This window comes from Limnovirga soli (genome assembly GCF_013106755.1).
In the GTDB taxonomy this organism is placed as follows: Bacteria; Bacteroidota; Bacteroidia; order Chitinophagales; family Chitinophagaceae; genus Limnovirga; species Limnovirga soli.
The window spans coordinates 143,079-168,001 of the sequence record NZ_WHPF01000011.1 but is presented as its reverse complement, the minus strand read 5'-3'; the positions used below and the strand labels follow the sequence as shown (position 1 = coordinate 168,001).

The 24,923-nt window shown below is 37.8% G+C and carries 12 protein-coding genes; all 12 read right to left on the bottom strand.

Annotated features, from left to right (window positions below):
* Positions 1-91: 91 nt before the first annotated feature.
* The 12 genes from GD597_RS15895 to GD597_RS15840 all read right to left on the bottom strand — a co-directional run bounded on the left by GD597_RS15895 (position 92) and on the right by GD597_RS15840 (position 24,886).
* The gene (locus GD597_RS15895) at positions 92-448 is read right to left on the bottom strand and encodes a bleomycin resistance protein (protein WP_171608872.1); all 357 of its coding nucleotides are present in this window, start codon (positions 446-448) and stop codon (positions 92-94) included.
* Positions 449-626: 178 nt separating this feature from the next.
* Complete coding sequence (ygiD, locus tag GD597_RS15890; protein ID WP_235954324.1) at positions 627-1,508, bottom strand: 4,5-DOPA-extradiol-dioxygenase; 882 nt, start codon at positions 1,506-1,508, stop codon at positions 627-629.
* Between the two features lie 250 nt (positions 1,509-1,758).
* Complete coding sequence (locus tag GD597_RS15885; RefSeq protein WP_171608871.1) at positions 1,759-2,049, bottom strand: DUF6958 family protein; 291 nt, start codon at positions 2,047-2,049, stop codon at positions 1,759-1,761.
* Between the two features lie 254 nt (positions 2,050-2,303).
* On the bottom strand, positions 2,304-4,715 hold the full coding sequence (locus GD597_RS15880; RefSeq protein ID WP_171608870.1) for an ABC transporter permease: 2,412 nt from the start codon (positions 4,713-4,715) through the stop codon (positions 2,304-2,306).
* A gap of 241 nt (positions 4,716-4,956) precedes the next feature.
* Entirely contained in the window at positions 4,957-7,296 is a 2,340-nt protein-coding gene (locus GD597_RS15875; RefSeq protein ID WP_235954322.1) for an ABC transporter permease, read from the bottom strand.
* A 332-nt stretch (positions 7,297-7,628) separates the two neighbouring features.
* The gene (locus tag GD597_RS15870) at positions 7,629-10,025 is read right to left on the bottom strand and encodes an ABC transporter permease (protein ID WP_171608868.1); all 2,397 of its coding nucleotides are present in this window, start codon (positions 10,023-10,025) and stop codon (positions 7,629-7,631) included.
* 230 nt (positions 10,026-10,255) lie between these two features.
* Entirely contained in the window at positions 10,256-12,631 is a 2,376-nt protein-coding gene (locus GD597_RS15865; RefSeq protein WP_171608867.1) for an ABC transporter permease, read from the bottom strand.
* A 245-nt stretch (positions 12,632-12,876) separates the two neighbouring features.
* A complete protein-coding gene (locus GD597_RS15860) occupies positions 12,877-15,318 on the bottom strand; it encodes an ABC transporter permease (RefSeq protein WP_171608866.1) in 2,442 nt (813 codons plus the stop codon).
* 576 nt (positions 15,319-15,894) lie between these two features.
* A complete protein-coding gene (locus tag GD597_RS15855; protein WP_171608865.1) occupies positions 15,895-18,318 on the bottom strand; it encodes an ABC transporter permease in 2,424 nt (807 codons plus the stop codon).
* Between the two features lie 263 nt (positions 18,319-18,581).
* Complete coding sequence (locus GD597_RS15850; RefSeq protein ID WP_171608864.1) at positions 18,582-20,984, bottom strand: ABC transporter permease; 2,403 nt, start codon at positions 20,982-20,984, stop codon at positions 18,582-18,584.
* A 175-nt stretch (positions 20,985-21,159) separates the two neighbouring features.
* Positions 21,160-22,188: a DUF4097 family beta strand repeat-containing protein gene (locus tag GD597_RS15845; RefSeq protein ID WP_171608863.1), complete on the bottom strand. Its 1,029-nt coding sequence runs from the start codon at positions 22,186-22,188 to the stop codon at positions 21,160-21,162.
* Between the two features lie 166 nt (positions 22,189-22,354).
* Complete coding sequence (locus GD597_RS15840; RefSeq protein WP_317170315.1) at positions 22,355-24,886, bottom strand: ABC transporter permease; 2,532 nt, start codon at positions 24,884-24,886, stop codon at positions 22,355-22,357.
* Positions 24,887-24,923: the final 37 nt, after the last annotated feature.

Sequence of the window (24,923 nt, the reverse complement as noted above, 5' to 3'; positions counted from 1 at the left end):
TGTACGGCATAACACTATGCAGCCCTCTGCTGAATAAAATAATTGGGCATAGTATAATAGCCAATCAATTTATTAGTGCAACTTTTACTAGTTATATAGACTGGCCAAACGTAAGCAAATTGTTGTCAGGGTCTAATAAAGCAAATTCCTGCTGGCGCCAGGGTTTTATTTGTAAATGCCCCGCAGCAGGTATAGTTACATTATGCTCTAAAGCCAGTTGATACCATTCGGTTATATTATCGGTACGAATATACACCTGGCCATAATTTTCATTGGGGTCAAGTGCGGCAAACTCAAAAAAGTGAATTTCAATCTGGTCCTTTTGTACCATCAGGTAGCCGGGAAAATCGGCCATGCCAAATTCCTTAAAACCCAGTTGATTGATATAAAAATCTTTTGTAATGCCCTTATCCCGCATGGGTAGTTTTGGGCTGATGCTGGTAAGCATATAGGTTATATTTAAACAGTGTGCTAATTGGCTCTTGCATTGCCACCATTGCACTTGCGATTACATAGCAGCATGCAAAACGGTAGTTGAAAGAGGTGTTAATGCAACTTATACATATACAAATCTTCCTAATGCAATATAGGCCAATACACGTTAAAATACATTACAGGCTATTAAATCAACCCCATTTTACTGATGTCATGGTTAAAGAACCGGCAACTGCTTTATCATTAAAGAATGATAGCTCATCCTTATTACTATTTAAACCCAAAGTATACATTAATGGCAAATAATGTTCCGGAGTAGGTATGGCAAGCAGGGCTTCTTTTCCCAACGTCTGATAATTAATCAATGGTTGGTAATTGCGGTTGCTGATGAGGGTTTTAAAAGTATCGTTCATTTGTAAAGCCCAATCATATCCATAGCCGGGTACTTCCATTTTGTCCCAGGCAACCATACCCAGGTTATGCACCATATTACCGCTGCCAATAATCAGCACGCCTTTTTTGCGCAAAGCCATTAATTCTTTTGCCAGTTCAAAATGATATTGCGGGCCCCTGGTATAATCTATACTTAATTGCAAAACCGGAATATGGGCATCTGGATACATATGTCTTATAATCGTCCAGGTACCATGATCCAAACCCCAATCGTGGTCTAATACCACATTGGCTGCAGGCATCATTGCCGCAGTATCCTTTGCCAGCTGCGGATTACCGGGTGCAGGGTACTGCACATCATATAAGGCTTTTGGAAAGCCACCAAAATCGTGAATGGTTTTTGGGAAATCCATAGCAGTTATACGGGTGCCCCTGGTAAACCAGTGCGCAGAAATTACCAGCACGGCGGCTGGAACAGGAATTTCTTTGGCCATTTGTGTCCACCTGCGGCTAAATTCGGTGTCTTCAATTCCATTCATGGGCGAACCATGGCCGATGAACATAACCGGCATTAGCTGTTCACTTTCGTTGAGGTTATCGGTAAAGTTTTTAAATGCGGATAATGTTGTCATACCTGCTACTCCTGTAATTAATGTTTTTAAAAAAGACTTTCTTTCCATTGGTATCAATAATAGATTTGGCAGGCACAGCTACCAATTGGTGTTTGTAAAAGAAAACGCTGAAGTGTATACCATTTTCATTTGCCTGGCCACCTTAAAAGCGGCCAAATAATAGCTGCCAGTTAACTTGCTATTTAAAATAAATACAAAGCTACTACATAAGTACCGCTGCTTCCATTGTTTACAAGCAAGAAAAAACATTGACAATTGTCAATTGTTGGAATAAGTTTTTGCGGTTGGACAGCAGCTGTTATTTATTTGCTGTTATTATCCGGTATCGTTCTGGCTTGGTTCCGGTGCGTTCTATTATTTTTCTAGCTTCCAAATCCAGCTTCACAGTTTCGCCATACCATTGAACGCCACCTTCAAAATTATTTTTTACTTCATTGTACAATTGTTCCATTAGTTCGGTATGCGTTAATTCAACACCAACTAAAAGGTTCAATATAGTGCTTCTGATTTGGGTATATTTTTCAAGGGAAATACGTTTGTTTGTTTTGCCCGGCTGCGGATGTAATGTTTGAATTTGTTCAGCTTTCATTGTATTGACTATTCATTTTTGGTGGAATGAAATGTAGTAGACTGCTGTATAAAATTAATTATATTTTGTTATTCCATAATACACGAATGCCTTTCGTGCAATATAGTGTTTAATTAAATGGTACAGGCTTAGCCGACTGTAGTTATAAACCTACAAGTGCGGTATTTACGCGACGAAGCAGCAAATACTTAACAGGCAAAGCTGCATGATTTAACTACAATCTGCTACCAAAAACAGGTTGTATTATTTATTTACTACTCTGCACGCAAACTATTTACCGGATTTGCATTGGCAGCTTTAATAGTTTGCAAGCTTATTAAAACGCCAGTTAGCAAAGCCAATAAAACAATTGAAATTATAAAAGGCATGGCAGTAATATTAATTCTATAAGCATATGCCTGTAACCAGTTATGCATGATAAAATAGGCCAACGGACAAGCTATGGCACCGGCTATTAGAATTACTAATAAAAACTCTTTCATAAATAAAGCAATAATACCTGCAACTGTTGAACCCAATACTTTTCTAATACCAATTTCTTTTGTGCGTTTTTGTATGCTTAATGCAATTAAACCCAGCACACCCAGCAATACAATTATTAGCGAAAGTACCGTGGCTGTATAAGCTGCTTTTTTTAGTTGCAACTCGGTAGAGTAGAGTTTGGCAAGTGTATCGTCCATAAAACTATATTCGAATGGAGTGCCCGGCAGTAGTATGGACCATTGCTTTTGCAGTGCCTCCATAGAGGCACTTATATTTCCAGGTTTTAATTTAAATGACATTGAACGAAATACCCTGTTAACACCAACATGTATAAATGTAACCGGCTGAATAGTTTTTTGCATGGAGCCAAAATGAAAATCTTTTGTAACTCCTGCGATGGTGCAGGTAAATCCGCCAGATGCCTGAAACACCACCTGTTTACCAATAGCATCCTGCGGGTTTTTCCAGCCAAGTGCAGTAGCCTGTGTTTGGTTGATGACTATTTTGGAAGAATCTGTAAATGCGCCAGGCAGGCTATAAAATATGCCGGCCGCCATGGGTATATTAAACGTAGAGGCATAATACTCGTCGGTTGTGATTAGCTGAGAGGCGATAGCTGCTGTTGAATCTGATCCGGCCTTATATAGTGCAATACTACCTGAGCTATTACCATCGGGAACTTCAAACGATAATGTGGCATTGCTTACCTGTGGCAGGGCAGCAAATTGTTTGCGGATAGTTTCCATTTTGGCTACGCCATTTAAAGACCAATCGCGTGGCAACTGTGCCGAAACAATATAGTCTTTATTATAACCCAGGTCGCTATTAAAGAACAGGTTTACCTGCTGTGAAATGATAATTGCACCAATAAATACTACTGTTGCGGTACCAAACTGTAAGGCCACGAGGGATTTGCGCAACAAAACTTTTTCGCCTATTGTATTCAGTTTTCCTTTTAATGAATCAACCGATTTTAATGAGGACAAAACAAAGGCCGGATAAATACCTGCCATAACACCCACAACAATAATCAGGATAACCGGAAATGCCATAAAGTAAAGCGGGAAATCTGTAATAGCAGGAATTTTTTTACCTAACACATTGCTGAATATGGGGTTTGCCAACACAGCAATTACAATAGCCAATAAAGTGGCAAAAAAAACAAGTAGTACAGATTCTATAAGAAATTGTGCAATGAGCTGTTGCTTTAGGCCACCCAGTACTTTACGTATGCCAATTTCTTTCATTCTGGTAGCGGAGCGGCTAACAGAAAGGTTGATGAAATTGATTACTGCCATTAACAAAATAAAAAACGCAATGCCAGAAAGGGCATAAAGCATTTTTTTTACCAGGTTATTATTGGCAGATAAATAATACTCTTTTAGCGGCACCAGAAAAGGCTTCATATTAGCAGCAATTTGCGGTGGCGCATTTTGGTTAATTAAATACTGCATTGGTTTATCCAGTGCTGCAGGGTTGATGCCTTTTTGTAATTCTATGTAACTAACTATATATTGATTTTGCCAGGCTTCCATTATGCGGCCAAAATAATTGATGTTTTGCGAGGCAATATAGAACTGGTTATTATTATCATCTGTAAGAAATGTGGCAGAGTTTTTTTCGGGCATTTTCATTACGCCGGTAACAATAAAATCATGTTTAGAGCCGGAGAAATTTTCAATGGTTAATGTTTGCCCCAGCACATCCTTTTTCCCAAAATATTTTATGGCCCTGTCTTCTGTAATTACCACAGAATAAGGGCCATCAAAAGCCTTTGCTGCATTGCCATATAGCAGGGTAAAACCATACATATTTAGCATGGTGCTATCACAAATTTGAATACCTTCTCTAAAACTTTTCTCGCCTTTGGATACGTTGGAGGTTACACCATCCCAACGGTAATAATTGGCTACCAAATCGGGGTATCTTTCTTTTAATTGTTTGGCCAGCGGACCCAGTGATGTTAATTCTATGCCCTGGTTAGGGTTCTTCCACCGGCTTTGAATAATGTATTGGTTATCGGCGTTTTTAAGGTTACGGTTTACCTGCAACTCACTCCAAACATAGGATACTATAATAAGTGTAAAAGCAATACCCGCAGCAAGGCCAATAATATTTACCAAAGAATAAAAACGGCTTTTGATGATATTGCGCCAGGCAATTTTAAAATAGTTTTTAAACATACATGCTGGTATAAGTTATAAGTAATATGATTTTGTAATTAGCATTTGTATTATACTCGTCGCCGGCTGCTAAGTATTTGCTTCTCCGACCCGCAAATATCTCACTTGAACGTTCAGCTCATTATTGAACAAAGCGTACAAGTTTGCGACGCAACGATGCTTAATGCTTGTCCTACAGCCTGGCTCAAAAAAATTCTTTTTCCTCATTCACGCTTTCGCGCATCTTGACATTTGCACATTATTATTCCGTTCTCAAACTCTTTACAGGATTGGCCATTGCAGCTTTAACGGCTTTAATACAAACCGTTGTAAATGCAATACCAAATGTTAGCAGCGCAGCTAATGCAAATATCCACCAGCTTAAAGTTGTTTTATATGCAAAATTTTGCAACCATTTATCCATTGCCCAATAGCCAGCAGGCAATGCAATACATGTTGCAATTAATACTGGTTTTAATAAGTCTTTGGATAACAATACTACAATACCCTGTACAGATGAACCCAGCACTTTTCGTACACCAATTTCTTTAAAACGTTTTGTTGCAGTGAACGATGCCAAACCAAACAAGCCCAGACAAGCAACAAATATTGCAAGCCCTGCAAACACGGATAAAATGGTTTGCTGACGAATATCTTTTTGATACAATTCACCAAATTGCTGGTCTAAAAATTTATATTCTAACGGGTAAGCCGGGGCTGCTTTGTTGTAAGCGTTTTGAACAATCTGAATGGCAGCATCCAGGCTACCCGGTCTTAATTTTACCAATATTTGTCTTCTATCGTCCGCCGGTGAAATCACCAGTGCATCAACATCTTGTTTTAATGATTGAAAATTAAAATCATCAACCACGCCAATAATTCTTCTCTTATTACTGTCGCGGACTGCGTTAAAAATCCATTTGCCAATTGCCTGCTGTGGAGTCCATCCTAATTTGGCTGCAGCCGTTTTGTTTATAATTACTGCATCGGTTGTATCGGTTGAAAATTGCGCTGAAAAATCTCTGCCTGAAATAACTTTTAAACCAAGTGTTTTTACATATTCAAAGTCTGCAAACTCAGTTCTTGCATTCCATTTTTCATCATGCCCTTCCACATCAAACATGTGCCCATCAAAAAAGCCACCGGGTTCACCACTCATTGCAGCAACTGACTGCACCACTGTTTGATTTTGCAATTCAGTTTTAAAAGAATAAAGATTGGTATAAATATCACTGTTATCAATAGGAATAATTAATGTTTGTGCTTTATCATAACCAAGTTGTTTGTTCTTTACATAACTCATTTGTTTTGTAATGATGATCGTGCCAACAATTAAAAACACAGAAATGCAGAATTGCACAACTACTAAAGCCTGCCTGAAAGATGCCCCGCTTTTGCCCAGTTTTAATTTACCTTTTAATGCCTGTATGGGTGAGAATCCAGATAAGAAGAATGCAGGGTAACTGCCTGCCAAAAATCCAACAACTATAATAACGCCAACAAAAAATAAATAAACGGGCAATGTATTCCATGATACATTTAATGTATAACCCAGCAATTGATTGTACCATGGCATAACTAACAATAACAGGCCTACAGAAAGTATACAGGAAATAGTTGTTAGTAAAACAGATTCGCCTATAAATTGCCAAACAAGATTATTGCGCAATGCACCTAACACCTTACGCAGGCCTACTTCTTTTGAGCGCTCTGCGGCACGAATGGTAGAAAGATTCATGAAGTTAATACATGCAATAAGCAGTATTAAAATGGCAATAGAAAGAAAAATATATACTACCGTTTTATCGCCATGTTTTGCGTTATCAAGCCCAGTGCTGTCAAAGTACACATCTTTTAAGGGCGTTAATGATATAGACCATTTGAAACCATATTTACGCAAATCGTTGCCCAAATATTTATCTACAAATGTCGGGAGTTGTTTTTCAATCTGGGCCTGCGATACATTGGGAGCAAGTTGTATATATGTATAAACACCATTGTTTACCCATGAAGTCATCCAACCGGCATCTTTATGTCTTTCAAGAGGCATAACGATGTCAAAATCCAAATGTGAATCAGAAGGAACATCTTTGGCAACACCTGTAACCTTTAATGGTGTTTCTTTATTCAGCATTATTATTTTCCCCATTGCATCATCAACACTTCCAAAATATTTTTTTGCAGTTGATTCAGTTAACACCGCACTGTTCAAATCTTTCAGCACGGTTGTTGGATTGCCTTTAATTAATGGAAATGAAAAGAGACTAAAAAACCCTGTATCAACATCCAGTTCTTTCTTTTCATGAAAAGATTTTGCACCAACTGTAAAAAGGTTATCATTCTGGCTTACCCGAACAGCATTTACAATCTGGCCTTTAAAATCGTTTAATAAGGCTGGTGCATGCATGCCTGACAAATAAGCAACACTTATTGATTTATCATCCATAGCTGCACCACGCATTACGCGGTAAATGCTGTCACCATTTTTATGAAAGCTGTCAACACTGAATTCATTCATGATGAATAAATAAATCATCATGCAAACAGTAATACCAATAGTTAACCCAAGAATATTGATGAAAGAAAAAGTTTTATTTTTCATCAAACTGCGCCATGCGGTTTTGAAATAATTTTTTATCATAAAGCCGTCCTGAATCCTCTCAGAGGGAGGACTTTAAATTCCGTTCCCTTTTGAGATTTTGTTTTATTGGTTATAAATATTTGTTTGTATTTAACTTTTTGTTCTTTTCTCATCTTCGTTGTGTCACTCACTTCTACGTTCAGATCATTATTGAACAAAGCGTACAAGAGTGCGACGCAACGAAAGTTACATTCATAATCTATTGATAGGTTCATACAAATTCACTTTACAATTCGCTGCATTGCGCATTAACAGATCAGCACATCACCACATCAGCACATTCGCACATAATCTTACTCCGTTCTTAAACTTTTTGAAGGATTAGACATTGCAGCCCTGATTGCCTGAAAGCTTACTGTTACCAGTGCAATTAATATTACCAACACAGCAGCAAGTGCAAAAATTTGCCAGCCCAGCGTTATTCTATACGGGTAGTTTTCTAACCATTTACTTGCGGATATCCATGCCAGCGGAATGGCGATGATGAGTGCGATGGCTACCAATTTTAAAAAATCTTTTGAAAGGATTGTTACCACGCCGGTTACAGAAGCGCCAAGCACTTTACGGATACCAATTTCTTTGGTGCGTTTTTCGGCAGATAATACAGATAACCCAAACAAACCGATGCACGAAACAAAGATGGTGAGTATGGCACTAAACAACATGATTTGTTTCCATTTAGCTTCGGCTTCGTAGCTTCTGATATTTGCTTCGTTTTTAAATGTGTAGCTGTACGGACTTATAGGAAATAGTTTTTTATAGGTTTGTTCAATATGCTTAAGGCTGGACGTTTCACTATTGGGTTTTATTTTTACATATGCCATTCCATACACATTAGCTGCTTTCATGGTAAATAATTCGGGGCCAATTTTTTGGCTTAGCGAATTGAAATGATAGTCTTTTACAACTCCAATTACGGTGTATTTTTTATTGTCGTACCAGAAATCAACTATTTGCCCTATTGGGTTTTTCCACCCTGCATTTGTTACAAAGGATTCGTTTACCAATACAGAATTAGAAGAATCTGAAGGAAAATCTGTTGAAAAATTTCTCCCTTGCAGAATGGGGATTTTTAATAATGGCAAATAGCTTTCATTAACTGTTTCATAGGTAAACTGCACCACAGAATCGCCATTAACTTTTGCAGCAGTGCCCCATTGTCCGCCATTCTTTGGTGCTATATCGATGATGTTATCATTTTTCAGTAGTTCAGTTTTCAGCAAATTAACTTCACTACGCGTTAGGTTATCCTTATTGATCATTACCAGGTTGCTGTCATCATACCCCAATTTTTCGGTAGTAAGGTAATTGAACTGCGCATAAATTGTAAAGGTGGCAATAATTAAAAAAGAGGCTAAAGAAAATTGAAGTACCACCAATGTTTTTTGCAAATAATTTTTGCCACCAAGGTTAAAGCGGCTATATAATGTTTGTACCGGATTATAACCAGACAATACCACCGCCGGATAAAACCCTGCCAATAAACTGGTAATGAGAAATAAAATAATATAAGCCGAAACCAATTGCACATCAAACAAATAATTAAGGGCCAGCACTTTGTTGGCAAGACTATTAAACAATGGCAGTGATAATTGCACCAGACCAATGGCAAATACAAAAGCAATAAAACATAATAAAAAAGATTCCCCAAGAAATTGAAAGATGAGTTGCTTTCTATCTCCGCCAACCACTTTTCGAATGCCAATTTCTTTTGCACGTTTTACTGAACGTGCAACGGTGAGGTTTATAAAATTGATACAAGCAATTAATAAAATAAATAAAGCTATGCCTGAAAGAATATAAGAATACATGGGGTTGCTTGCATCGGTAAGACCATTTTGAGGAGGCAGGTCTACGCTCAGGTGCATATCTACAAAAGATTGCAATTGATAGGTGCTTTTCCAGCCCATATCTCCATATTTTTCTGTTAATACCTTAAGCGCATCTTTTGAGTCAGCTGTATAATACCGCTGCATTTTTGCTTCTACATCCTGCTTGTTTGCTGCCGGCTCCAAAACCACAAATGTGTTGAGGTAAAAGTTAAACCAGTTTTCACTATTTGATTCTTCTTCAATAGCCATATTTATTGGCACCAGCATCTCAAATTTTATAGAAGAATTTTGCGGGCATTTTTTGGCAACTGCTGTTACTTTATAAGGCACAAATACACTGTCATCTTTTAGCATCAATAATTTACCAATTGCATCTGTTGTTCCAAATTCTTTTATGGCTGCATCTTCAGTAATTACAATTGAATGGGGTTCTGTTAAACAGGTGGCAGGATCGCCGCTGAGTAAGGGAAAAGAAAATACTGAAAAGAAGCTGGAATCTACTTTTAGCAAATCCTGCGATTTTACCTCGGTACCCGATTTAATATCTTCGTAACCACTTTGTACACGCAGAAAAGTTTTTATCCCCGGCACATTTCTGGCAAAGCGAGGACCCTGCAAAGGGCCAGTATTACCATCCTTTCGCCCTTTACTGCCATCTTTCTCCACTTCCTGGGTGGTGATGCGGTAAACATTTTGTACGTTGGTATGAAAGCGATCGTAACTCACTTCATCTTTTACGTACAATACAATTAGCATTGCACAGGCAAGGCCAATACTTAAACCGGCAATATTAATAAAGGCGTAAACCTTATTTCTGGATAAGTTGCGCAATGCAATGATGAAATAATTTTTGAACATGGTCTGTATAGTTGTATGTTATATATTTTATGTAGTTAACTTTTTGTTCTTTACTCATCTCCTGTTGTTAAGCATTTGCAACTTCGTCACACAAATACCTCACTTCATCGTTCAGCTCACTCTTGAACAAGGCGTACAAGTGTGCGACGCAACGGATGTTTAATGAATATTCAAAAGCTGGAAATATACATCTGTATTTCATTTTCACATTTGCATATATCCACATTTTTTTATTCACTTCTCAAACTCTTAACGGGGTTTGCCATTGCTGCTTTAATTGCCTGAGCACTGATTGTTATGCATGCAAGAAACAATACAATACATGCGGCCATAGCAAATACCCACCAGCTAATTTGAATACGGTAAGCATAATTCTGTAACCAAACAACTGTAATATACCAGGCTATTGGTATTGCAATAATGGTAGCCAATAAAACTAGTTTCAAAAAATCTTTTGATAGTAAGCCGGCAATTGAAGTAACCCCTGCGCCCAATACTTTTCGAATACCAATTTCCTTAATGCGCTGTTCTGATGCAAAAACGGTAAGTCCGAATAAACCAAGACAACCTACAAAAACGGTAAGGATGGCAAATAACATAATGAGGTTTGCAGTACGGGTATCTTCCAGATAAAGATTGTTGATGGATTCATTTACAAAATTGTAACTCATGGGAAATTCAGTATCATATTGCTTATACACTTTTTGTATTTGCGCTATGGTTGCTGCTGTATTGCCCGGCGCAATTTTTACAAATAAATTAAAATACCTGTCTTGCGGCTGATAACGGAATATAAAAGGATCGATGTTTGTATTGAGCGACTTAAAATTAAAATCTTTTACAACGCCTATGATGGCTCCTTTGGCACCCCACATATCTACTTTTTTACCTATGGCATTGTTAACTGTATAACCCATACGTTTTACTGCTGTTTCATTTACAATAAAGTTGGCAGTATCGTTGGTTTTTTGTGGTGAAAAATTATGGCCACTGAGTAATTGCATACCCAAAGCAGGGATAAAATCAGGGTCAACATTTGCCTGGGTGATTAAAAATTTATCGTCAGGTTGCATGCCTTCCCATTCCATATAAGTGGAATTATCTACGTTAACCATTGACATAGTAGCTGATGATACTGCTATTACATCAGGCTGCAGTTCAATGTCGCGTTTCAACAGTGAAGATTTCTCCTTTAATGTCCCTTTTAGCCCAATGCTTATTAACTGTTCTTTATTAAAACCCAGGTCTTTGCTTTGTAAAAACAATAATTGCCGATACATAAAAAAGGTGCATACCATTAATGCAATAGAAACAACGAATTGAAAAACAACCAGGCCCTGCCAAAATGATTTACCTGATTTACTTTTACTATTACTTTTAAAAATGCTTACTGGTTTAAAAGAAGACATTACAAATGCGGGGTAGAGCCCTGCCAGCAAACCAATAATTAAAATGAATAACAAGAAGAAGCCAATGAATAATGGGCTATATATATTTATATTAACAGCCTTACCAGTAAATGATTCCAAATAAGGTTGCGCCCATTCCAGAATAAAGAGGCTGAGTATTGCGCTTAAGCAGGCCACTAAAATGGATTCGGTTAAAAATTGAAAGATTAATTGTTTGCGGGAAGCACCATTTACCTTTCTTACGCCAACTTCCATGCTACGCTTTAATGAACGGGCAGTGGAAAGATTAATAAAATTAACACAGGCAATAATTAGTAATAATAAACCTACGCCTGCAAAAATTTGTACATATTTAATATTGCTACGTTTACCCCAATCAGTATGAAAGTCAAACTTAGAATACAGGTATTGTTCTTTTAAAGGTTGTAGTTGCAGCAGGTCTTGTGTATCTGAATTATACGCATGCAGTTGATTTGCTAATTTCTTTTGAAAAGCGGTTACATCGGTTCCTGGTTTTAATTGCAGGTACGTATGATAATTATTGCTGTTCCATTTATTCGACCATTCATCAGATGCAAATAAATAGGTTATGGGTAATAGTATATCAAACTGAATACTGGAGTTTTGGGGCAAATCTTTTGCCACACCTGCCAGTTTAAAATCAGTTTGGCCATTTAGGGTAAATATCTGGCCAATTAAAGCGGAGTTATTCTTCCAGTTATTACCAAAATATTTTTGTGCAACTTTTTCTGTTATTATAATTTCATCCGGCGATTTTAGTGCAGTAGCGGGGTTGCCTTTTAACAAAGGGAAATTGAAAATACTAAATACACTGTTTTCGGTAAGTAATATATTATTTTCTTCAAATGTATTGCTGCCGTTTTTTAAAGCCCCGCCCCAATTGCCAAAACGAACGGTGTTTTGAATTTCAGGAAAATCTTTTTGCAAAGCAGGAGCCAGCGGGCCAGGTGTTACTGCCACATCATATAGGGTGCCGGCCTGATCCTGTTTTTCTGTAATACGGTAAATATCAGGCAAGTTTTTATGAAACGAATCATAGCTTAGTTCATTGAATACATACATGCTGATAATAAGGCAACAGGCCATGCTAAGTGCCAGCCCCAAAATATTTACAGAAGAAAATACTTTGTTCTTGCTTATGTTACGCCAGGCTATTTTAAAATAATTTTTTATCATACAACATGTATTGTTAAGGCTACTTTTTGTTACCAGCTTTTTTGCTTTATGCATCTCGTGTTGTTAAGCATTTGCTGCTTCGTCACACAAATACCTCACTTCATCGTTCAGCTCACTATTGAACAAGGCGTACAAGTGTGCGACGTAACGAATGCTTAATTATTGAAATATAGTTTGGCTCATAAAAATTCATTTTCTACTCAGCACATTCACACATCTTCACATCCGCACATCCGCACATTCTCCTACTCTGTTCTTAAACTTTTTACCGGATTGGCTATAGCGGCTTTTATGGCCTGTACACTTACGGTAATTAACGCTATTAGTAATGCTGCTGTACCTGCAACCAAAAATACCCACCAACTAATACTGATGCGGTATGCATAATCCTGCAGCCAGTTATACATGGCCCACCCTGCCAGCGGAAATGCAAATACACAGGCTATTATTACCAGCAACAAAAAATCTTTTGACAGCATCGCCACCACATTGGTTACAGAAGCGCCCAATACTTTACGTATGCCTATTTCCTTGGTGCGTTGCTCGGCCATAAAGGTTACCAAACCAAATAAACCAAGGCAGGCAATAAATACAGCCAGCACGGCAAATACAATGGCAATGGTACCTGCCCGCTGTTCGCTACGATACATTTCATCAAACGAGTTATTTAAAAACCGGTAACTGAATGGCATGGCCGGGGCTAATGCCTTCCATTTATTTTCTACCTGATTAATTAAATCGTTGGCATTGCCATTAGATATTTTAAAAGATATTAAGCCGCTGCTATTAGCCAGGCGCATGCATAATGGGCCAATGTTTTGTCTTAACGATTCGAAATGAAAATCTTTTACTACACCAATAATAGGAATGGGCACCATCGTTTTATTTTTGGGATCATCGGCTGGTAAATAAATATTTTTGCCAACGGCATTCGTATAGCCTAAAAGCCTGGCTGTTGTTTCGGTGATAAGTATGGCGTTGGAATCGGACCCAAAATTTTTTGAGAAATTTCTGCCCTGGACAATTTCCATTCCCATGGTTTTAATATAATCGTAATCTATAGCCCAGGTTTGCATATCAATGCTGTTCTTCATATCCATAACCGCTTCTTTGGAATAGGTATTGTCATTACGGGAAGAACTGGTAACAGGCAAAAATGAACTTACAGTGGCACTGTTTACGCCATGTAAAGCCAGCACTTCATTTTTAAATGCATTTACATTATTGCCTAAAGCATAGGCACGGTCTATTACCAATACCTGATCTTTATTAAAACCCAGTTTGGTTGTTTGTATATAATGTAACTGGCTATATACAATAATGGTGGCAATTATTAACATTACCGATGTACCAAACTGAAAAACAACCAATGCATTGCGCAGATTACTTTTCTTAAAACCGGTTTGTGCATTACCTTTTAAAACAGTAATTGGTTTAAAAGCTGATAAAAATAATGCCGGATAGCTGCCTGCCAGCAAACCCACTAAAACCGGTAACAATATAATAAAAGGAAGAATTGTAATATTGATTAAATCAGCTAAGGATAAGGTTTTGGCTGCCACATCATTAAAAAGGGGTAAAACCAGATAGGTTATAAGCAGGGCAATTAGCATAGAAATATATGCTGTTATAATTGATTCTACAAGAAACTGTGTTACCAATGTTTTCCTTTCGGTGCCCAATACTTTTCTTATACCAATTTCTTTGGCGCGGCTGGCACTGCGGGCCGTACTTAAGTTCATAAAATTAATACAGGCAATGAGGAGAATAAACAAAGCCACCGCAGAAAAAATATAGATATACTGTATATTACCAGAAGCACTTAATTCATAATTATAATCGCTGTACAAATGAATTTTGGTAAGTGGAATAAGTGAGTATTCCAGCATATTACCCGATTTTCGAAGCTCATCTATACTGCTGATTTGTATAAATTGCTGAACATATGGCAATACATAATTAACTATATACTGATTAAAGTTTTTTTCAAAGGCCCTATAATCTGTTCCAGGTTGTAAAAGCAAATAGGTATGAAAATTATGACTGGTATATTGGCCCCATTCATAATTCACATTTTTCATAGAGAGTATAAAATCAAAATGAAAATGCGAGTTATGCGGAATATCCTCTATTACAGCAGTAATTTTAAATGGAATGGTGGCTTCATTAATTTTTACTTCAATAGTTTTACCTACCACATGGGTTGCATCAAAATATTTTTGGGCTGTTGATGCTGTAATAACAACTGTATTAGGTTCATCCAATGCATTTTTGGTATTGCCTTCCAACGCAGGCAATGTGAACACATTAAAAAAACTGGAATCTGCATACACAATCCTGTCTTCATTAATAAAACTATCACCTTTTTTTACCAGCTTAGCGCCCTCACTTGAAAAAATGCGGGTATATTCTTTTACTTGTGGATAATCCTTTTTCAACACCGCCCCCATCATATCCGAAGTTTGTGTCATGTGCAGCTTGCCACCACCTACCTGTATGTCTGAGTTTATGCGATAAATATTTGCTGCCTGTTCGTTAAACTTATCATAGCTCAGTTCATCGGTAACATACAACGTAATTAATAGGCAGGTAGCCAACCCAATGGCCAAACCAAAAATATTAATGGCGCTATAGCCTTTGTTTTTCCAAAGGGTGCGAAAAGCTATTTTAAAATAATTCTTTATCATACTTTCTGTTTTACAGGATGAGCAGAAAAAATATTCGTTCTAAATTAATACCGGTATCGTTTTTCAATTATGCTACCTATTGTAATCCTTCTATGTTGTAGATATAATTACCCTATCCCAAAAATTACCAACGACTGTGCCAATATGCAACTACTTGTTTTTCAATACACTTAATGCATAATATGTATAACAGGTGTACGGTATCGTACACCTGTTGTTCGGTGTTGAACAAAGCCAAATATTACAGTATTAGTTTTAAAAAAATGGAGGAGAAAATACAGGCTGTTTACAATGAAAAAAATAATACAGCAGCCATTTAAATCAGTCGACATTATTAGCCATGCTATAGTTATGCAATTAAACTTTACTTGCGTCGCACTCTTGTACGGTAGCATGTATGGCAGCAAGAAATGTATGTATGCAAATAGCAGAATTGTCCCATAAAATAATCTGCACACAGTTTGCAGAAAAAGGAGCAACCAATTAATATATCACCCCATCTGTACATTTGCACATTCATACATCTATATGCACCTCCGCACATTTGCACATCCGCACATCTACCTGCACATCGCATTATTCCGTTCTCAAACTTTTAACCGGGTTTGCCAATGCAGCTTTAATGGCTTGAAAGCTTACCGTAATTAATGCTATCAGCAATGCAGCCACTGCGGCTATGGCAAATACCCACCAGCTAATATCTGTACGGTAGGCAAAGTCCTGCAACCATTTGGTCATGGCCCAGTACGATAATGGAAATGCAATAACACAGGCAATAATTACCAATTGCAAAAATTCTTTTGAAAGCATATTAGTTACCTGTGTAACGCTGGCACCCAATACTTTACGAATGCCAATTTCTTTGGTGCGTTGCTGTGCGGTAAACATAGCAAGACCAAACAAACCCAGGCAGGCTACCAAAATAGTAAGACCGGCAAAAATACCCAGTATCGTTCCGGTTTTTTGTTCAGCTTTATAGGTGCTATTAAACCGGTCGTCAAGAAAAGAATAAGACATAGCATCTTCTGCACCAAAAGCAACCCACGATTTGGAAAGTTTGCTAATCAGGGTTGTTGCATCTGCTGTGGTAAGTTTGGCCACCACGGTAGAAGGATTAGGCGCTAGTGACATGACTAAAGGTGAAACCAGTTCGTGCAGCGATTTAAAGTTAAAATCCTTTACAATTCCTATTACATGGTAATTGGTTTTCTGTCCCTGATTATCAGTATGTGAAATAGTTTGCCCAATTGCCTTATCGCCCCAACCTAATATCCTAGCAGCAGTTTCGTTTAAAATAACGGCTGATGAATCAGTTGGAAAGCCGGCAGAAAAATTTCTGCCTGTATGTAATTTAATGCCAAGTGTGGCTATATAGTTTTCATCAATATCATAACGCAGTGTTTTAACCATTTGCCCCGGGTTTTGGGCAGGAGATATAAAGAAATTATTATTATCGCTTCTGCCTGCAGGTAAAAAACCAGAACGGGTAACACTTTGCACTATAGGATTGTTTTTAACCAGGTGATAAAATGCTTCCTGGTTATTGCCCAACATCCAAAGATCCGGGATAATTAATACCTGCTCTTTATTATAACCAATATCCTTATGCTGCATGTACGACAGTTGTTTAAATACAACAGTACTACCCACAATTAATAGAATAGAAATAAAAAATTGAAAAACCACCAAACTACTTCTTAACCCAATACTGTTTTTTGCTGCCGAAAATTTTCCTTTTAGTACGGCTACGGGTTTAAAGGAAGAAAGGTAAAATGCAGGATAACTACCCGCAAGAACACCTGTGAATAAAACAAATAAAATAAGTCCGGGCAAAAGCAAAGGATGTTCAAAAAAATTAAGGGTTAACTGCTGATCTGCCAATTGATTAAAGGCAGGTAAAGCAAGGTATATTAAACCCATCGCTAATATCAAGGCAATGGCAGCAATAATAATAGATTCAAAAAGGAATTGTTTTACCAGCTCTGTTTTTAAAGAGCCCAATACTTTCCGTATACCTACTTCTTTTGAGCGTTTTGATGCACCTGCCGTAGAGAGATTCATAAAATTTATACAGGCTATCAGCAGCATAAATACAGCAATAGCTGCAAAAATGTACACATTCGTTATATCGCCGGACTGGCCAAGTGCGTTGGGATAGGCAGGGTCAAGGTGTATATCCGTTATGGGTTCTATATGAAAACTGATATCATTACCATTTTTTCTAAAATCTGCCAGCGACATGCCCATGGCATTTAACATTTGAGGCCCCATATATTTATCTACCACCTCCGGCATTTTTGCTTCCAGCTTTTTATAATCGTAGCCCTTTGCTAAAACCAGGTAGGTAAAAAAATTAGAGGTCATCCAGGTTGGTTCTCTTGATTCTGGCAGGCTGGCCATAGATGCAAAGAGCTCAAAATGAAAATTGGCGTTTACAGGCACTTTATCAATTAAGCCTGTTACTTTATAAGAGGTATTGGCATCATCTTTAAAGGCAATTATTTTACCCATTGGATCTTCATTGCCAAAATATTTTTTAGCCAATGCCTTTGTAATAACTACCGTATAAGGTTCCAGTAAAGCGGTTTTGGGATTGCCTTTTAAAAGCGGCAATGTAAATACCTGAAAGAAATTTGAGTCAACAAATGCAAACGCATCTTCTTTAAATGACTTGTTATTGTATACCAGTTTAGGAGTGCCATAAGTACGTAAACGGGTAGCCGCTTCTACTTCGGGAAAATCTCTTTTAAGTGTTTGTGCTACCGGTGGCATTACAGCAGCTTCATTCATTTTTTCGCCCTGTACATTTCCCTGAAAATATACTGTATACATCTGATCTGCCTTCTCATTAAACTTATCATAGCTAAGTTCATTATTTACATACAGCATAATAATAAGACAGGTAGCTATGCCAATAGCCAAACCAATAATATTAATAAGCGAAAAACTTTTGTTTCTCCACAGGTTGCGAAAAGCAATTTTGAAATAATTCCTAAACATGGCGTTACTTGTTTTACATGAATCAATATTGTTCTGCGGTTAAGGCTGGAATCAATATTTTTTGTACCTGCTTTTGTTCTTTACTCATCAACCATTGTTAAGTATTTGCTGCTTCGTCACGCAAATACCTCACTTATACTTTCAGATCAATATTGAACAAAGCGTACAAGAGTGCGACGCAACGGATGTTTAATTATTGACATACAGTATGGATCAAAAAAATTCATTCTCTAATCCACATATCTGCACATTCGCACATTCTCCTACTCCGTTCTCAAACTCTTTACGGGATTGGCTATCGCTGCTTTAATTGACTGGAAACTTACCGTAATCAGGGCTATTATGATGGCAGCTAAACCAGCCAATAGAAATACCCACCAGCTTATGTCAATTTTAAAGGCAAAGTTTTGTAACCATTGTTGCATGGCCCACCAAGCTACCGGAAAAGCAATGATGGCAGCAATCAAAACCAGTTGTAAAAAATCTTTAGAAAGCATGGCCGACACATCGGCCAGAGAGGCGCCCAAAACTTTTCGTATACCAATTTCTTTTGTGCGTTGTTCTGCAGTAAATGCAGCCAAACCAAATAAACCCAGACAGGCAATAAATATGGCCAGTAACGAAAACACAGTTATGGTATTGGCGGTTTTTGTTTCTGCCGCATACCGGTTTTGAATATGCGTATCCAGGAATTTATAATCAAAGGCAGTATTGGGTAAATCATTTTTAAATACACCTTCTAATTGTTGAACCAACTGCGGCAGATTTTGCGTGTTATACCTTACTAGCAGGGTTCTTAAATATTCAGGCGCCCTATTCATTTCGTAATAAACATAGCCGCCAATATCATCTTTTAGCGATTGATAATTAAAGTTTTTTACTACTCCGGTAATTACCGAAGCATTTTCAGACATTTCTGAGATGACATTTTTACCTACAGCTTCTTGCGGAGTTTTGTAACCCAGGTATTTGGCTACCGTTTCATTAATCAAAACATAACAGGTAGTATCCTGCTGGGATAAGCTTTTAGGCAGGGGATTGCCGGCTAACAATTGCAATTGCATAGTTTCCGTTATGGCGCCATCTGTACGACAGGTTTTAACCGGAAAGCCTTCTTTATCTGTAGCCAATTTACGAACAGATCTTCCACTTTCTGTTTCGCCGGGTATGGATTGTACAACAGATACATTTTCAATAACTGCCAGGTTTTTAATATCGGTGATGGCTGTGTTAATTTGCTGATCGTTTTCTGCTGATTTAATGGAAACCGCAATAATGCCTTTGGGATTATATCCCAGATTTTTATTGGTGATATATTGCAATTGCTGGTATATTACCATTACTGCAATAATTAAAATAATTGAGCAGGCAAATTGAAACACTACCAATGATTTTCTGATTAAATCGGCCAGCGAATGCTTTTGCTTTGATTTGTTCATCAATATCAGTGGCGAAATACGCGACATGGAGATGGCTGGGTAGCTACCGGCCACCATGGTAACCAACAGCCATACCAATACAAGGCTTAATAAAATGGGCGTTGAATACAAATTGGCATTGTTTAATTCGCTGCCTGTAATATTTCTAAAAAAGGGAAGTAAAATAATGGCCAGTGCATAGCCCATTGCGATAGAAATAAAGGTAAGTATACCAGTTTCGGTATAAAAGTGCATCAACATTTGTTTTATGTTGGCACCCAGAACCTTATTTACGCCCACTCCTTTGGCTCTTTTCTGCGAACGTGCAGTGGCCAGGTTCATATAATTAATACAGGCTATTAATAAAATAAGTAAAGAAAGGAACAACAGACTTTTAATGGTAGTTATACTGCCCATTTTTGCTGAATATCCTTGCCTTAAATTGGTAGAATATAAATGTATGTCTGCCAAAGGCTGCAACATAAACCTGGTATAATATTGTTCATCTTTGGGAACGTACTTATTAATTAAGCCTGTTGCCATTTGTTGTACGGAAGCAATATTGGCTGTTGGTTGTAATAAACAGTAGGTTTCAAAACTGGCATTGCTCCAGGAAACATTTTGGCCCATCCAGGAATCCATAATATTATAGATCATGTCGCAATCAATGGTGCTGTTTACAGGCAAATCCTTATAAACACCAGATACATATACCGTATCCCTGTTATTAATGGCGATGGTTTTACCCATTGCCTGCTGATTGCCAAACAACCTTTCTTTCGCCGATGTTGAAATAACTATTGAATTGGGTTGTGTAAAAGCTGCAGCAATAGTACCCTCTTCAAAACTAAAATCAAAGACGGTAAATACGCTTGCATCGGCCAGGTAAAGTCCGTTTTCAACAAAATTTTTATCGCCCACTTTTAAAGAGGCGGTGGCACCAAAATCATTTTTTACCAACCGGGTAAATGATTTTACCTGAGGTATATCCTTTAGCATGGCCGGCCCAACTGCATTGGGTAATTCTGCCCATTGTTCACTATTGTATTGGGCAGTTGTTTCCATGTTTACACGATAAATATTGTTACCGTTTGTATACATGCGGTCGAAACTTAATTCGTTGGCAATATGGGCAAACAATAATATAAAAACACACAAGCCAATGGCCAGTCCTGCAATATTAAGCACTGTAAAAAGTTTATTGGCACGTATATTTCTCCAGGCAGTTTTAAAATAATTTTTAAACATAACATCAATTATTGGTGTAATTAATTTGTTTTAGTTTTTATTGTGCGCATGGTTACCTATGCATGCCGTTAAACTCTTTGTGCCGCACATTGCACAAACCGTACAAGTGTGCGACGCAAGTACTGCTGACTCTAGTACTGCAGCCTGGCCCATAAATAGTTATAGGCCTTTTATACTAGTTAAAGTTGATATTGATTCTGCCACTGGAGGCTTTTACTTTTACAGGTACTCCACCGCCATTTAATGTGCCATTGATGCTATTTTCATCAGTTGTACCATTAAAATTATTCAGGCTGCTTACTTTAATTTTATTGGCTTTTAAATCAAGATCAAGCCCCTGGTTTTTGGGTAAGCTAATATCAATATTACCACCTGAATTGCCCAGCTTTAAATAACTGCCCATTTTGGTAATACCAATATTCATACTGCCACCGCTGGTGCCCGCACTTAAGCTGCCTGCAATATTGGTGAGGTTAATACTGCCGCCACTGGTTGCGGCCGATAGTTCGCCGGTAATATTATTGCCTTCAATTTTGCCACCACTGGTTGCGGCATTTATGATGCCATCCAGATTAAACAAATGTACCGAGCCACCACTTGTGCTTAAATCAAGATTGCCTTTACAACCATCTGCATTAATGCTACCACCGCTAGTGCTTAAATCAATATTATCTGTTGAGTTGCTAACTTTAATACTGCCGCCCGAAGTACTGCCCTTTGTATTGCCAGCCAGCTTATCTAATGTAAGGCTTCCACCGCTGGTAGCAAACCGTTGCGAACCGTTAAGGTTACTAAGGTTAATACTGCCCCCGCTGGTTGTAAGCTGTGTATTTACCTGAACCGGCACATAAATTTTAAACGAAATACTTAATGATTTTTTCCAGTTCATGTTATTGCTTTTTTGTTTGGCAATAGCTACCAGTTTATCATCAGTAACATGCACGTCAAGCGTATAGGATTCTTTCAATCTGGCTTCAATTTCTTCGTTAGAAATGGCGTTTAAGCCGTTGTTGCCTGTAATAAAAACTTCCACTTTTGTTTCGTTGGTACCACCCGCTACTTCAATACTACCGCCTGAGGTTTCTACCTGAACCTGTTTAATAGTTTCGCTAATGTTTTTTGTAATGTAAGGTGTTTTATTACCCTGTGCCTGCGCCAGCGTTGTAAAACCAATAACCGCAAATACCAGAATGAGCTTTTTCATAATACCTTGTTTTAAATGTTTTAAATGTTTTGTTCCGGGCAATAGCACTTATAGCATCGCCGCTTGCGTCGCACTCTTGTGCTTTCGTAACTTAATTCGGCTAAAATACTATGCCCCGGTATTGAACGATTGTATATGTTTTTAGTTACAGTTTTTATAAAAGAAATTATTCTGTTCTAAGGCTTTTTACAGGATTGGCTACTGCAGCTTTTATAGCCTGATAACTTACCGTAATAATGGCAATTAATACCGAGCCAATTGCGGCTATCGCAAATACCCACCAGTTGATTGGTGTACGATAGGTATAATCATTTAGCCAGCTGTTCATAGCCCACCATGCAACAGGCGATGCAATGACAAATGAGATTAAAACCAGTTTAAGAAAATCTTTCGATAATAAAGCAGCGATACCTGCAACTGAAGCACCCATTACCTTTCTTACACCAATTTCCTTTATCCTGTTTTCTGCCATATAGGTTGCAAGCCCAAATAAACCCAAACAAGAAATAAAAATAGTTAACCCCGAAAACAAACCGGCCAGTTTTGCCGTGCGTTGTTCGTTATCAAATTTCTGCTCATACTCTTTGTCTACAAATGTGTAATCAAACGGATATTCAGGGTTATACTTTTTAAAGATGGCTGCTGCTTTTTGCAGGTTATCAGCGGTATTGCCTTGCTCGTTAAACTTAATCAGTAAGGTTTGAAACCAGGCATTCGCCCCGGCAATTAACATGGGCCTGGTTGGTTCGTAGGGCGAGGTTAAAATAAAATCTTTTATTACGCCTACTATATGCCATTCTTGTCCGTTATCTTTTACAATTTGGCCAATAGGGTTTTTAAACTTCATCACTTTTAAAGCAGATTCATTAATAATCATGGCATTTGAATCTGTAGGAAATTTTTTTAAATCAAAATCCCTGCCTTGTACAAATGTTAATCCGGCAGTTTGGCCAAGGCCTTCATCTTCGTTATACCTGTAAAAATCTGTTTTATCATTAGGGTCTTTGCCTTCCCATTCCTGACCCCATCCATCGCTCCAGCTTTGGGTAAGTGGGGCACTTGTTTTGGTAACTGAACTGGCTATACCGGCAGCCAATAATTCCTGCTTGATTAGCAGATAATTTTTTTCTATATCACCGGTGAAAGGATGATAAATAAGGTTGTTTTTATTATAGCCAGTTTCGCGGCTTTGGGCATAATCAATTTGTTGTTTTACAATGATGGTGCATATGATTAGTATTATGGCAAAAGTAAATTGCATTACTACCAATACTTTGCGGGGTGTAATTAAAGCATTTGCCTTTTTAAAGGTACCTTTTAATACAGATACCGGTTTAAAGGACGACATAAAGAATGCCGGGTAACTACCTGCCAATAAACCCGTAAACAAAATAAATCCAATACCTGATAGCCAGAAATATATATCCGTAAAATCAATAAACAAATGTTTATCAGTTAGGCTGTTAAAAGAAGGTAATACCAACTCTACAATTACAATAGCCAGTATACCAGATATAAATGACAGGATAACAGATTCGCCAATAAATTGAGCAATCAATGATTGGCGGGAAGCACCAACTACTTTGCGTATGCCCACTTCCTTTGCTCTTTTCTCGCTACGGGCCGTGCTAAGGTTCATAAAATTAATGCAGGCAATCAGCAATATAAAAGCTGCAATGATACCAAACATAGTTACGAATGTAATACGGCCATTACCATCTTCTACGCCATTGGTAAAACTGGAGTATAAACGCCAGCGGCTCATGGGGTAAATAAACATTTCCCAGGTTGGTTCATCCTTATCATATTTCTGTTTCAGCACTTTTACTTTTGCTTGCACTCCACTTATGTTTACACCGGGCTTTAGCATTACATAAGTGCGGGTAGAATTATTGCCCCAGTTTTCATCATCTTCTCCTCGTGCCCTTAAGTAAGACCATGGCAACAGGTATTCAAAATCGAACCTTGAATTATTGGGGGGAGTGGTAACAACACCAGTTACTGTAAAATTATCTTTATTATCTATTTTTATTACTTTCCCCATGGCCTCCTTATCATTACCAAACAGGCTAATGGCCAATTGCTGCGTAATTACAATGGAGTGCATATCGTTTAATGCAGTTAAGGCATTGCCCTGCAACAGCGGGAAACTAAACATTTGCAAAAAACCTGAATCTACCATATTGCCCCTTACAGTAAGCCTTTTTTCGCCTATGCTAAATAACAAGCTGCCTGTCCAGTTAACACGAACGGCTCTTTCTACTTCGGGTATATCACGCTCTATAGTGCGTGCAAGAATTTTTGGGGTGGTGTTCCAGCTTTGTAGTTTGCCACTAAAACTGGCTTTGTTCCACATTTCATAAATGCGGTCTTTGTTTTCATGAAACTGATCGTAGGATACTTCGTTTTGTATCCATAGTAAAATAAGTACAGCACTAGCCATACCTACTGCAAGGCCCGTAATATTAATAATAGAAAACCCTTTATTTTTAAAGAGGTTTCTAAATGCTATTGTAAAATAATTTTTAATCATAGTTGCTATTTTTACCAATGCTGGTGTATGTATTAGCAGTTTATCGGGTTGAGGGTTATTTAGAAAAAGCATCGTTTTACCACCACCCATAATTACATGGTGTATTGGCTTTATTAATCGTTCTTTTTTTGCTGCCTGTTGTGCCGGTGTACAAGTGAGTGACACAACGATGTTTAATAGCAATTCAACTGCCGGTACCCAA